The sequence below is a fragment of the Aeromonas sp. 600282 genome, assembly GCF_049175755.1.
GTDB classification, from domain to species: domain Bacteria; phylum Pseudomonadota; class Gammaproteobacteria; order Enterobacterales; family Aeromonadaceae; genus Aeromonas; species Aeromonas veronii_A.
The window spans coordinates 632,625-643,105 of the sequence record NZ_JAAKVR010000001.1; the positions used below are offsets into that span (position 1 = coordinate 632,625).

The 10,481-nt window shown below is 59.2% G+C and carries 7 protein-coding genes; 3 read left to right on the forward strand and 4 right to left on the reverse strand.

The genetic code is table 11. The features are described 5' to 3' along the window. The first annotated feature begins 51 nt into the window (after positions 1 to 51). A complete protein-coding gene (locus G5137_RS02720; protein WP_158109616.1) occupies positions 52 to 2,004 on the forward strand; it encodes a TonB-dependent receptor domain-containing protein in 1,953 nt (650 codons plus the stop codon). Between the two features lie 125 nt (positions 2,005 to 2,129). Further along, positions 2,130 to 3,194 carry a 3-deoxy-7-phosphoheptulonate synthase gene (locus tag G5137_RS02725; protein WP_421254866.1) on the forward strand — a complete coding sequence of 355 codons (1,065 nt, stop codon included), beginning with the start codon at positions 2,130 to 2,132 and terminating at the stop codon, positions 3,192 to 3,194. A gap of 77 nt (positions 3,195 to 3,271) precedes the next feature. Here G5137_RS02725 and G5137_RS02730 read toward each other — a convergent pair whose 3' ends face one another. The 3 genes from G5137_RS02730 to G5137_RS02740 all read right to left on the reverse strand — a co-directional run bounded on the left by G5137_RS02730 (position 3,272) and on the right by G5137_RS02740 (position 8,953). Next, the gene (locus tag G5137_RS02730; protein WP_040066127.1) at positions 3,272 to 4,270 is read right to left on the reverse strand and encodes a LacI family DNA-binding transcriptional regulator; all 999 of its coding nucleotides are present in this window, start codon (positions 4,268 to 4,270) and stop codon (positions 3,272 to 3,274) included. Positions 4,271 to 4,447: 177 nt separating this feature from the next. Then, positions 4,448 to 6,349, reverse strand: coding sequence for a transglycosylase SLT domain-containing protein (locus tag G5137_RS02735; protein WP_040066126.1), 1,902 nt, complete (start codon positions 6,347 to 6,349; stop codon positions 4,448 to 4,450). Between the two features lie 99 nt (positions 6,350 to 6,448). Beyond that, complete coding sequence (locus G5137_RS02740; RefSeq protein WP_421204641.1) at positions 6,449 to 8,953, reverse strand: putative bifunctional diguanylate cyclase/phosphodiesterase; 2,505 nt, start codon at positions 8,951 to 8,953, stop codon at positions 6,449 to 6,451. Positions 8,954 to 9,321: 368 nt separating this feature from the next. On the opposite strand from G5137_RS02740, the gene hpf reads away from it, so the two are divergent. Continuing rightward, a complete protein-coding gene (gene hpf, locus G5137_RS02745; protein WP_005334257.1) occupies positions 9,322 to 9,660 on the forward strand; it encodes a ribosome hibernation-promoting factor, HPF/YfiA family in 339 nt (112 codons plus the stop codon). Positions 9,661 to 9,771: 111 nt separating this feature from the next. Here hpf and G5137_RS02750 read toward each other — a convergent pair whose 3' ends face one another. Beyond that, on the reverse strand, positions 9,772 to 10,281 hold the full coding sequence (locus tag G5137_RS02750; RefSeq protein WP_216977409.1) for a VC2046/SO_2500 family protein: 510 nt from the start codon (positions 10,279 to 10,281) through the stop codon (positions 9,772 to 9,774). Between the last annotated feature and the right edge of the window lie 200 nt (positions 10,282 to 10,481).

The following is a 10,481-nucleotide window of genomic DNA, read 5'->3' on the forward strand; positions in this document are numbered from 1 at the left end:
AACTTGATAATGATAACGCTTATCATTTGCATATTATGGAAGATGTAAATAATGAAATCCTCAACCTCCCGTTTTATTGCTCCCAGCCTGCTGGCCACCACCATCGTCACTCTGCTGACCCAGCAAGCCATCGCCGCCAGTAACGCCCCTCAAGCCGATGAGGTGATCACCGTCACCACAACGGCGCACAATACCCGCTCGGCACCGGCCTCTATCTCTGTCATCACGGCCGAACAGATCGCCGCCGCGCCCGTCAATGACCTTGCCGACCTGCTGCGCCACGAAGTGGGCATTCAGGCTGAAGCGGACACCAATGGCCGCAGCGATATCGGTATTCGTGGCATGTCCGGCAAGTACACCCTGGTACTGGTGGATGGCAAACGCCTCTCCTCCTCCAATGCCCTGTGGCGCGGCGGCAACTTCGACAACACCCCGGTCCCCCTTGGCATGATCCAGCGGGTCGAGGTGATCCGTGGTCCCATGTCAGCACTTTACGGCTCCGATGCCATCGGTGGTGTCATCAATATCATCACCAAACAGCCGGGCAAAACCTGGCAAGGGGCGGCTGATGCCGACTTCAAGGCCATCGAGGGCAAGGATGGCGGCGATCAGCACAGGACCAACCTGGGCTTTACCGGCCCCCTGACCGACAACCTGCTGATCCGGATGAACGGCGAGGTGTATGACCGTCAAGCCTGGACCCCCACCGAAGCTGCTGACGGCATCCCCCTTATCGAAGCCAAACAGACCCGCAACTTCGCCTCTACCCTGAGCTGGCTGGTGGATGAGCAACAACGCTTCGAGCTGGATTACCTCTACAACCAGGATGAGCGGCCTCTCGATATCTTCCGCAAAACCGGCAACAAGGTGCACAGCCGCCAGCAGCAAAACGATCGCAACCTGTTTGGTCTGACCCACAAGGGGAACTGGAGCTGGGGTGACACCACCGTCATGGCCAACTATGAAAGCTCCCAGATCGACGACTTCAACACCAGCTACTCTGCCCCGCAACAGCGGGAGCTGGAAGAGAACACCCTGACCCTCAAGGGCTATACCAACCTGGCGCTGGCCAACCACTACCTGACCCTGGGTGGTGAATATCTGGATCGGGAGCTGGTGGATGCGGTGAGCTACAAGGATATCGGCGGCAAAGAGAGTCACTCCCAGGAGGCGCTGTTCGCTCAGGACGAGATCGGCCTGACCGACAGCCTGACCTTCACGCTGGGCGGCCGTTACGATCACCACGAGATCTACGGCAGCCACTTCACCCCGCGCGGCTATCTGGTCTATGAGATGAACGATGTGGTGACCGTCAAGGGCGGGGTCAGCCAGGCCTTCAAGGCTCCGGCACCACACCAGTACTCCAACGGTTACAGCATCGAGAGCTGCGGCGGCAGCTGCCGCATCTATGGCAGCGACAAGGTCAAGCCGGAAACCAGCACCAACTACGAGCTGGGTGTCATCGCAGGAGAAGGGATCTGGGAGACCAGCGCCACCCTCTTCTACTCCGACATCGACGACATGCTCACCTTCAAGCAGTTGCCGAACTCCACTGACCGCACTTGGTACAACCTGGAGAAAGCCACCACCAAGGGGCTGGAGCTGACCGGCAAGCTCGATCTGACCGACGATATCAACCTTGGCGCCAACTACACCTACCTCAAGGCGGAAGGCGATCAGGGTCAGGCTCTGCCCGAGCGGCCCGAGCACAAGGCCAACGCCAAGATCACCTGGCAGGCCACCGAGCGGGTCAATGCCTTTGTCGGCACCACCTACACCGGCACCCAGTTTGCCGAGCAGACCGTCAACAAGGTTGTCGTACTGCACAAGCTGCCCAGCTATCAGACCTTCGATCTCGGCACCGGCTTCAAGGTCACCGAGAACTTTGACCTGCGACTGGGGATCAACAACCTGACCGACGTGCGCCTGCAAGAGAAAGACACCGTCTTCCAGAACGTCGAACCGGGTCGCAGCTACTACGTCAGCGGCTCAGCCCGCTTCTAAGGTAGCCAAGGCCGATATAACAGAGCGCGGGCCCATGCCCGCGCTCTGTTAACCAAGAGAATAAGGGGAAGATCCCCACTGGACAGCAAAGAGCATGCAGATTTCCATTTTCATCAGGATCGCTCATGTTCACCTCACTTCTGAATGCTTCACCCCTTGCAACATTGCCCACCCCTGACGAGATGTTAAAGGCCAGACCCTGTCCGGTACGGCTCGCTCGCCAAATTGCACGCAGCCGCCAGCAAGCCCGCCATATTCTGCAGGGTGAGGATGATCGCCTGCTGCTGGTGATCGGCCCCTGCTCCATTCACGATCCGGCTGCCGCCCGCGACTATGGTGGCCAGCTCGCTGAACTGCAGGACCAATACGGGGAGCAGTTGCAACTGGTGATGCGCACCTATTTCGAAAAGCCGCGCACGACGCTCGGCTGGAAAGGGTTTATCTTCGATCCCGACCTCGATGGCAGCGATCGGCTGGAAAAGGGCCTATCCCAGGCCCGAGAGTTACTGCAGGCCCTTGGACAGGAAGGGCTCGCCTGTGCCACCGAATTTCTCGATCTCACCAGCATGCTCTATCTGGGGGATCTCATCAGCTGGGGCGCTATCGGTGCCCGCACCACCGAATCCCAGCTCCACCGCCAACTGGCCTCGGCCCTCCCCTGCCCCATTGGTTTTAAAAACGGCACCGACGGCAATATCCGGATCGCGGTCGAGGCGATCCTCGCCAGCCGGGCGGCCCACCTCTATACCCAACCTTCCGGTGATGGCCAGCTGGCACTGGTGCGCAGCCATGGCAACCCCGACTGCCACCTGATCCTGCGAGGTGGCCGCCAGCCCAACTATCAGAGCAATCATGTGACAGAGGCTGGCGAACTGCTGCGCCAGCATCATCTGTCACCCCGGCTGATGATCGATTGCAGCCACGGCAACAGCCAGAAGCAGCATGCCCGCCAGCTGCTGGTTGCCCGTGACATTGCCGACCAGCTGGGTGCTGGTAGCCATGCCATCGCCGCCATCATGGTGGAAAGTTTTATCTGCGAAGGGCGTCAGGATATCGGCAGCAAACCGCTGCGCTACGGCCAGTCGATCACCGATAGCTGTATCGGCTGGGAACAGACAAGGCGGCTGCTCGATATGGTGGCAGAAGGGGTGGAGGCACGCCGCCAGCAGCGGATCGCCCTGGCGGGATAAATGGCGGATTAGAGAGATAACTCAGAAAACAGTGTGGCCCCGATGGGGCCACACTGTTGTTCACTGTTTGACGCACGTCAGGCGACTGACTCACGCTCCACCAGCTGGGCTTCAAACTTGAGCGCCAGGCCGTCTACCGGCTTGTGATCGAGCAGGCGCAGCGCCAGTTCGGCAGCGCGGCTGCCCATCTCCTCGATGGGGTAGCGCACCGTGGTGAGCTTGGGATAGATGTAGCGGGCGTAGGGGATATCGTCGAACCCCACCACCGACACCTGCTGCGGGATCTTGTAACCCCGCTCCAGCAGGCAAGAGATCGCCCCCGCCACCATGCCGTCGTTGAAACCGAGCACGGCCGTGAACTCGACACCACGGGCCAGCAGTTCACTCATCGCCACATAGCCGCCATTTTCGTCGGCAAAGGCGCGGCTGACGAGTGCAGGATCAAAGGCGATCCCGGCTCTGGCCAGGGTCTGGGTGTAACCGGCCATCCGCTGCTGACCATCGACAAACTCTTCATCATCGGAGGTGATAAAGGCGATGTTGCGATGACCGGCATCCAGCAAGTGCTGGCACGCGGTGGTGATCCCCGCCTGGTTATCGAGCCAGACGCAGCGATCCTCAAAGCCCGGCACCTGACGGTTGATAAACACGATGGGGGTAGAGCCTGCCGCCAGCTCGCTCAGCTCCTCGTCCGGGAGCGCCTTGCTGTGGAGGATCAGCGCATCGCACTGGCGCTGCAGCAGCGCCTGAATGGCATGACGCTCGCGCGCGATATCGTGGTTGCCAGACATGACGATGGTGAACTTGTTGGCCTGATCGACCATGGTTTCGATGCCACGCATCATCTGGGCAAAGAAGGGGCCGCCGCAGAGGTCGCCAACCAGCACGCCAATGCAGTTGGAACGCTTGCTGACCAGTGCCTGGGCAAAACTGTTGGGTCGAAAATTCAGTTCCTTCATGGCCGCCAGTACGGCCTCACGCTTTTCCGGTGCTACCTGTGCCGTGTTATTGATAACCCGCGACACGGTGGAGATAGACACATTTGCCAGCTGAGAAACGTCTTTAATCGTTGCCACTATCCATTCCTTTATTGTGGGGGAACCTGTCGGTGCCGACGCCTGAGTATACCCTGCGGCCTGATGCAATTCCCGGAGCCAGGTCACCAGGCATGTTTCCTTTGGTAACAAAACCTTACCCGATGATACCCGGCAGCAAGGAAATTTGAAAACAGGGGCCGGCTGGCGGCCCCCGACTCAATAGGCGTGATTGAGCTCCCGCTCCGACATGAAGCGCAGCGGCTGCTGCAGCTTGTGCTGATAAATGAGATCGAACGACAACACGTTTTGTACGTAGTTGCGGGTCTCCTTGTAGGGGATACTCTCGACCCACACGTCCATCGGCTTGTTGTCACTCTGCTCTCGCCAGCGTTTTACCCGTCCCGGCCCGGCGTTGTAGGCGGCCGCCGCCAGGATCCGGTTGCCATCATAGACATCCAGCAAGCGCTTGAGATAAGCGCTCCCCAGACGAATATTCATCGTCGGATCAAACAGTTGCTGCTCGTTGCGATAGGGCACCCCCAGCTTGCCGGCAGTCTCTTTGGCAGTAGCAGGCATCAGTTGCATCAGACCGCGCGCCCCCACCGGCGACTGGGCCAGCGGATAGAGGGCACTCTCCTGACGGGAGATGGCATAGAGCAAACTGGTGTTCATGGTGCGCTCTTGCGCCATCTGGGAGAAGGTGCGTTTGAGCGGCAGCGGGAAGCGCAGGTCGAGGGCATCCCACGCTTCGGCGCGAATGCTGGCGAGAATGGCCAGCTCGTGCCACCCCTGATTGAGGGCGATATGACCAAACTCGATGCGCTGGGCCACCGGATTGCGATCCATGTTGTGGATCCACTCCGAGCGGGCCGCCGCAATCTCGTTCATCGAGAGCAATTCGCGCACCCGCAACAGGAAGGGCCAGCGCTGGCTGGCCGTGCGCCAGTCCGGTACATGCTTGACGCTCTGGTTCTTGATGCGATAGGGCACGCCGGTGCGCTGGGCGGCCATAAAGCCGTAGAAACCGCGCAGGTTGGCGGTCTCCAGATAGAGATCCCGCGCCGGTTTTTGCTGCCCCTGCACCTCAAGGGAGCGCGCCATCCAGTAGCGCCAGCGATCCTCTTTCTGACGGGCCATCGGCATCATCTTCACCCAGCCGGAGAGGCCACGCCAATCCTGCTCCCAGATGGCCAGTCGCGCCCGCAGCTCGGTAATGTCGGGATCCGCCAGCTTTTTCACCGTGCTGTCGACCCAGCTACGCTGGGCAATGGAGCGATCCAGCAGCAGGCGGCGGGCAATGGCACGTTCTACCGGTTTCACCTCGGCCTGGGTCAGGCCGAAACGGCTGCGAAACAGCGCAAGCTGGCGCAGCACCGACTCCGGCTCCTGATTGGCATAGCGGGTCAAACCGAGGGAGAGCAGCTTGCGAGAATAAGGATTGCTGCTGAAATAGGCCGGGTTCATCGCCTTGGCAGGCTGCTCGAACAGGGTCACCATCTGATCGCCATAGCTTTGCAAGCCGCTACCCAGGGTTGCGCCAAGGTGGCGGATCAGGTTGGGGTTTTCCGCCTCGAACGCCAGCGTCATCCGCTGCCAGATCTTCTCCTGGGTTCGCTGACCGGATGCCTGCCACAGCTGGAACAGCGGGGAGCAGGCATCGGGACGGGATTGACCGCTCATCCAGATCTTGCCCGCCCCCTGCAACGCCTCTTTCGGCTTGCCGGTGTAATAGAGCGCCTGATAGTGCATGCAGAGCAGATCGGTGGAGCTCGGCTTGGCCGGATAGAAGCGCAGGAACTGCGACCACTGCTGGCTCTGGGCCAGATAGGTCAGATAGCTGCGCTCCAGCCGGTTGGACTGGGGGGTATCTCCATGCTGGCGGATAAAGCGGGTCACATCGTTGTAATCCGCCGCCCCCGGACGAAAGGCGAGCTGATAGTAATCGAGGTAAGGGAGCAGGGGGTAATGGGTCAACCGGGCACGAATTTGCTGGAAACGGGCCTGATCATTGGCCCGTACGGCGTCATACGCCTGACGGTAGAGCGTCTGGTCGGCAGTCTGCGCCATCAGGGTCGGCACGAACAGCGCCGACAAAACAATTCCCCATACAGCTTTCACTGAGCATCTCCATTGAGGGCAATACACCGCCCGCTGGCGGTGGGTCTACTGCCTCTCATTCTACCCGTTGCCGGGCAGCGCTACAGCGGGGAGCAAGGACTATTTTTCTGCCTCGCTCAGCTGCATTTCACGCAGTTGCTCCGGTCTGGTCAGCCGCTGTACATATTTCTCCAGATAGGGCACCGGCAGCGGCTTGGAGGCGAGATAGCCCTGATAGAAACTGCACCCCTGCGCCTTGAGAAACTCCAGTTGCTGGCGGGATTCCACCCCTTCCGCCGTGACGTTGAACCCCATATGTCGAGCCATGGCGATCACCGCCTCGACGATGGCCATGTTGTCGCCATCTTTCGGGATGTCCTGAATGAAGGAGCGGTCGATCTTGAGCTCATCGGCAGGCAGCCGCTTGAGGTAGCTCAGGGAGGAGTAACCGGCGCCAAAATCGTCGATGGCAAAGCTGATGCCGAGCTCCTTGAGCTCGGTCATCTTGCTGATGGTGTCCTCGGCATGACCCAGCACCACGGACTCGGTGATCTCCAGATTGAGGCAGGCCGGATCCATGCCGGTTTGCGCCAACACATCGTGGATCCGCTCGACAAAATCGGTGGCATGGAACTGCTTGGCACTGACGTTGACCGAGATCTGCGGAATGTGGATGCCGTTTTCCTCCCACAGCACATACTGGGCGCACGCCTCGTGCAGCACCCAGTTGCCGATATCGACAATCAGGTCCGTCTCCTCGGCAATGGGAATAAATTCGGCCGGCGAGACCAGCGAGCGACCGGCTGGCTGCCAGCGAATGAGCGCCTCGACACCAATGATATCGCCGCCATCGACCATATGCTGGGGCTGATAGTAGAGGGTCAGCTCTTGCTGGCTGAGGGCGTTGCGCAATTCGTTGTGAATGAGCAGACGGCGATCCGCCTGCTGCTGCATCGAGGCATCGAAGAAGCGACGGGTCTTGCGGCCAGCGGACTTGGCCTGATACATGGCGGTATCCGCCTGCTTGAGCAGATCATCGACCCCCTGCTCCCGATCCGGAAACAGGGTAATGCCGACGCTGGCACCGATGTGCAGCACCTGCCCCACATAGGTATAAGGAGCGGCAATCTCGGTGATGAGCCGCTCGGCAATGATATCGGCCTGCATCTCCGCCTGGGGCGGGCTGGCCGAGAGCGATGGCAGCAACAGAACAAACTCGTCACCACCGAGGCGGGCCAGACAATCCCCCTGTCGCACCAACCGTTTGAGACGGGCGGCGACCTCCTTGAGCAGCCAGTCACCGGTGGCGTGGCCGAGGGAGTCGTTGATGGTCTTGAAGTGATCGAGATCGATAAAGAGCAGCGCGCCAATCAAGCCATCGCGGGTCGCCTCGTTGAAGGCCTGCACCAGAGTCTCGTGGAGCTGACGGCGATTGGGCAATCCGGTCAGCTCGTCGTAATAGGCGAGATCCTGAATGCGTCGCTCGGCCGCCTTGCGCTCGGAGATATCCTCGAAGCAGATGACAAAGTGGCTGATCACCCCCTTCTCGTCCTGCACCGGCGTCACTATCTCCCACTGGGGATAGGTGTGACCATCGACATGGCGACGCTGGGTCTCCCCCTGCCAGCGGCTGAGGGTATTGAGCTCGTAGCCGAGCCCCCCCAGATTTGGCCAGAGATCCTCTTCCAGATGCAGGCCCAGCACCGACTGGCTGTCAAAGCCGGTGATCTGACTGAAGGCGTTGTTGACCCGCAGGATCTTGAACCCCGGATCCGTGATGATGATCCCTTCGTGGGTCTCGAATGCAACGGCAGAGAGGCGCATCTGGGCATCGGATTGCAGACGCTCCAGCTCGGCCACCATCCGTACCGAGAAGGTATTGAGCACCGAGGTGAGATTGCTGGTATCTGCCGGGGCCGAATAGAGCAGCGCCAGATGGCCCAGAAGTTGGCCTCTGGCATCAAACAGCGGCTGACCGTAGTAAGTCTGCCCGGCCGCCAGCCAGGGTTGATACTCCTGCGACTCATCGATCACCTCGAAACAGATGGCCCCTTGCTTGTAGAGCTCCTGACAGGGGGAGCCCGCCAGCGGATAGTCCTTCTGCGCCAGCCCGTCGGCGGCCAGTACTTTGACCCGATCTGCACCGCACAACTCACCCACCCAGACCGCATCCACCTTGAGGATATGAGCCAGCTGGCTAACCAGGGTATTGAAGAAATCGAGCCCGGTGCGGGCAGAGAGCGCCTGCGCCAACTGGGTGAGCAGGGTGGTTTGCAGCAATGGCAAAGAGAGGTTGAGGGAGGAGACTGCACTGTTGGCGGTATCAAGAGGGGCCAGCCAGCCACAGCAGATCTGCTGGGTGGGCACAAACTGACCGCTCCAGAGCACATGGTTGAGCTGCCCCTGATCATCTTTCAGATGACCGATAAACTGTTCAGGCAGATGTGATTCATGAAGCCGGACGAGAAAGTCGGCAAAGCCTGCCTCGTCTTCCGGTAACAAGCTAGCGGCCCAGGGATGATTGCCCTCCCCTTGCCACTGCTGGTAGGCCCCCTGATCAGAGAGACTCCACTGATCATGTTGCCGATCGAAAAACCACATGACTTGCGTGGCCTGCTGCTTCATTTACCACTCCAACACAACAACCAACCACGTTTGATGTCCAATCAGGCATAGCAACGCCCCCTGCATCCGCTCATCAGATCAGAGGTTGCGAGGAAAGAGTACAAACATGCGATATCAAGCAGTGGAAACCGGACATGAGGTCGACACGAAGTGCTGCCAAGAAGGGACAGAAACGATCCTATTCCCGTCATACTGCCTGCCAGTTTCATGGAGCTCAAGCTGTTTTTGGCACGAAACCGGAAAAGATCACAATTTATAAGTTGCTGAATAGCCAAGGGAAGGTTATGTGACATGGATCACATTTCAATCTTTACCAATGAGTAATCTGAAGGTGAAGACACAAGCAAGACGACCCGAAGGGGGCCAATATGAAAATCGAAATTACCAGCAAAATCATCGACATCACCCCGGCTATCCGCGAGCGCATCGAATCCCGTTTTGAAAAGCTCGAACGTCTTCAGGTGCCTCTCATCACACCCCATGTGATTGTTTCCAAAGAGCGTCTGATGTTCACTGTCGAAGCCAGTGCTGGCATCCCCAACGGCAAACTGTTTGCCCAGGCAGAGCATGAGGATCTCTACGCCGCCATCAACGAACTGGGGCAAAAACTGGAGCGCCAACTCAACCGTCACACCGAAAAGCCGATTGCCCGTCGTGCCAATGCCGCGCTCAAAGAACAGCCGCAACCGGATGAAGCTGACGCTTGATAGCATGCCGCAAGGCTAAAAATTCCAAAGAGCATAAAGGCGGGGTTACCCGCCTTTTTGTTGCCTGTGATTTTCCGACAAGCATCGCGTTACACCAGTGAACAGGCGCCATCAACTAAGCCAGTGCAACCGGGTATCCACCCCCTCTTGCAAACGATCGAGGATCGGCAGCAATACCAGCGGATCCTCCTGCCTCGGCACATCGGCCAGCTTTCCTTGCAACCGCTCCCGCGCCAGCGGTGACAGGTTGTCGTAGACAGCCTCATCCAGCAAGGATTGCTTGACCGCCAGCGGCGGCGTTTGCAGCGCCAGCCAGAGCCGCACATCCACCATGCTTCCCCCCTGTTGCAACCGCTCATTGATGGCACTGCAGTCACTCCCAGCCCCTTCAGCCACCAGCACCTCTGCCGGTCTCAGGTCAAAGTGCATACGCCAGTCACGGCTCTGGGAAGTGGCCGCCGGTTTGGCATCAAACCAGGGCTGCTCCTCCACCGCGTCGGTCAGCAGGGCCAGATGCAACCGGAAATCCGCCCGATCGCCATGTTGCAGGTCACGGTTGAGGCGCTGTCCCAACTGGCCCTCATCGACGAGCAGGTGATTACGGATTGAACTGGGCAGCATGAGATAACTCTCGAAAATGGCGATTTCACTGGTTATCGGCCACAAATCCAATTCTTTTAATGGAAAAATCCTGCTTGGGGGTTCACAAAACCGGAAGATCTGTTAGTATGCGCCTCGCACTTGTGGAGGGGTTCCCGAGCGGCCAAAGGGATCAGACTGTAAATCTGACGGCTCTGCCTTCGAAGGTTCGAATCCTTCTC

Bases quoted from the DNA above. Each gene is read 5' to 3' on its own strand.
- G5137_RS02750 (WP_216977409.1), bottom strand. From the start codon at position 10,281: ATGCTGCCCAGTTCAATCCGTAATCACCTGCTCGTCGATGAGGGCCAG.
- hpf (WP_005334257.1), top strand. From the start codon at position 9,322: ATGAAAATCGAAATTACCAGCAAAATCATCGACATCACCCCGGCTATC.
- G5137_RS02740 (WP_421204641.1), bottom strand. From the start codon at position 8,953: ATGAAGCAGCAGGCCACGCAAGTCATGTGGTTTTTCGATCGGCAACAT.
- G5137_RS02720 (WP_158109616.1), top strand. From the start codon at position 52: ATGAAATCCTCAACCTCCCGTTTTATTGCTCCCAGCCTGCTGGCCACC.
- G5137_RS02725 (WP_421254866.1), top strand. From the start codon at position 2,130: ATGTTCACCTCACTTCTGAATGCTTCACCCCTTGCAACATTGCCCACC.